This is a genomic window from Actinoplanes sp. NPDC089786 (genome assembly GCF_040684855.1).
Lineage (GTDB): Bacteria > Actinomycetota > Actinomycetes > Mycobacteriales > Micromonosporaceae > Actinoplanes.
This window is the reverse complement of the sequence record NZ_JBFBGU010000062.1, coordinates 3,039-5,191: the sequence shown is the minus strand read 5'-3', so window position 1 is coordinate 5,191 and position 2,153 is coordinate 3,039. Positions and strand designations below refer to the sequence as shown.

Genomic DNA, 2,153 nt, shown 5'->3' with positions numbered 1-2,153 from the left:
AAGGGTGGTTAAGCCCTCGGCCTATTAGTACCGGTCAACTGAACCAGTTACCTGGCTTACATCTCCGGCCTATCAACCCAGTCGTCTAGCTGGGGGCCTTACCCACTCAAGGTGGTGGGATACCTCATCTCGAAGCAGGCTTCCCGCTTAGATGCTTTCAGCGGTTATCCCTTCCGAACGTAGCCAACCAGCCGTGCCCCTGGCGGGACAACTGGCACACCAGAGGTTCGTCCGTCCCGGTCCTCTCGTACTAGGGACAGCCCTTCTCAAGTATCCAACGCGCACGGCGGATAGGGACCGAACTGTCTCACGACGTTCTAAACCCAGCTCGCGTACCGCTTTAATGGGCGAACAGCCCAACCCTTGGGACCTGCTACAGCCCCAGGATGCGACGAGCCGACATCGAGGTGCCAAACCATCCCGTCGATATGGACTCTTGGGGAAGATCAGCCTGTTATCCCCGGGGTACCTTTTATCCGTTGAGCGACACCGCTTCCACACGCAAGTGCCGGATCACTAGTCCCGACTTTCGTCCCTGCTCGACCCGTCAGTCTCACAGTCAAGCTCCCTTATGTACTTACACTCAACACCTGATTGCCAACCAGGCTGAGGGAACCTTTGGGCGCCTCCGTTACCCTTTAGGAGGCAACCGCCCCAGTTAAACTACCCACCAGACACTGTCCCTCGACCCGATCAGGGCCGCAAGTTAGATACCCAAATCCAACAGAGTGGTATTTCAAGATTGCCTCCACCCGAACTGGCGTCCGAGCTTCACCGGCTCCCACCTATCCTACACAATTACATTCGGATACCAATGTCAAGCTATAGTAAAGGTCCCGGGGTCTTTCCGTCCTGCCGCGCGTAACGAGCATCTTTACTCGTACTGCAATTTCGCCGGGCCTGTGGTTGAGACAGTGGGGAAGTCGTTACGCCATTCGTGCAGGTCGGAACTTACCCGACAAGGAATTTCGCTACCTTAGGATGGTTATAGTTACCACCGCCGTTTACTGGCGCTTAAGTTCTCCGCCTCGCCCTCACGGGCTAACAGGTCCCCTTAACGTTCCAGCACCGGGCAGGCGTCAGTCCATATACATCGTCTTACGACTTGGCATGGACCTGTGTTTTTAGTAAACAGTCGCTTCCCCCTGCTCTCTGCGGCCATACCACGCTCCACCCGCACGGGGCTTCACGCGTCCGGCCCCCCTTCTCCCTAAGTTACGGGGGCAATTTGCCGAGTTCCTTAACCACAGTTCGCCCGTCGCCTCGGTATTCTCTACCTGACCACCTGTGTCGGTTTCGGGTACGGGCCGCTCGGAACATCGCTAGAGGCTTTTCTCGGCAGCATAGGATCACTGACTTCACCTGATACGGCTCGGCATCACGTCTCACCCTTCAATGCACCACGGATTTGCCTATGGTACGGGCTACACGCTTACCCCGGCACAACCACCGGCCGGGATCAGCTACCTTCCTGCGTCACCCCATCGCTCAACTACTACCCACCAGGATCCTGTGCTCCCCTCACCCAACCCGAAGGTCAGACTCAGTTCAGACAGTTAGCACAGCGGGGTTCGTCGTGGGCGCTCCTACGCGGGTACGGGAATATCAACCCGTTATCCATCGACTACGCCTCTCGGCCTCGCCTTAGGCCCCGACTTACCCAGGGCGGATCAGCCTGGCCCTGGAACCCTTGGTCATCCGGCGGAAGGGTTTCTCACCCTTCATTCGCTACTCATGCCTGCATTCTCACTCGTGCAACCTCCACGGCTAGGTCACCCTGCCGCTTCCCTGGTAGCACGACGCTCCCCTACCCATCCACACACCTGCACCCACCGGACCAAGCCGGCAAGCAAAGTTAATATGTGAATGCCACAGCTTCGGCGGTGTACTTGAGCCCCGCTACATTGTCGGCGCGGAACCACTTGACCAGTGAGCTATTACGCACTCTTTAAAGGATGGCTGCTTCTAAGCCAACCTCCTGGTTGTCTAAGCGACCCCACATCCTTTTCCACTTAGCACACGCTTAGGGGCCTTAGCTGGTGATCTGGGCTGTTTCCCTCTCGACTACGAAGCTTATCCCCCGCAGTCTCACTGCCGCGCTCTCACTTACCGGCATTCGGAGTTTGGCTGATTTCGGTAAGCTTGTAGGCTCC

1 rRNA gene (only partly in view) is annotated in these 2,153 nt (G+C 57.3%); it reads right to left on the bottom strand.

Features of this window, described 5'->3' with window-relative positions:
- Positions 1–4: 4 nt before the first annotated feature.
- A 23S ribosomal RNA gene (locus tag AB0O15_RS47745) occupies positions 5–2,153 on the bottom strand; it runs 1,067 nt beyond the window's last position.